This is a genomic window from Paraburkholderia sp. BR14320 (assembly GCF_040948665.1).
Classification (GTDB): Bacteria; Pseudomonadota; Gammaproteobacteria; order Burkholderiales; family Burkholderiaceae; genus Paraburkholderia; species Paraburkholderia youngii.
Genome location: NZ_JBFPKG010000346.1, coordinates 1 through 255 on the forward strand (window position 1 = coordinate 1; position 255 = coordinate 255).

Here is a 255-nt window from a genome sequence, read left to right on the forward strand (position 1 = left end):
TCGCGAGATCTGCGCCTCGACCAGCGCGCGCTGGCCGTACCCGTATTTGTTGCGGAACGCATGGATGCCCTTGTCCTTGATGTACCGAACGAGATGGTCGTGCCAGCGCGTCGCCGGCTGATTGTGAGCGACCGCATTGGCCGGTGGGGGAATCACCGGCAGCACGCCGCAGGCTGACCACGCCTCGGTCTGCGCAATACTGTAGTCGCGCCGTCGGCGATCACGCAGTCGACGTTCGCGTCGACTGCCAGCATC

The 255-nt window shown here is 65.1% G+C and carries 1 pseudogene; it reads right to left on the reverse strand.

Annotated features, from left to right (window positions below):
- Positions 1-255, reverse strand: a pseudogene (locus AB3X89_RS40590) (hypothetical protein); the annotation flags it as partial.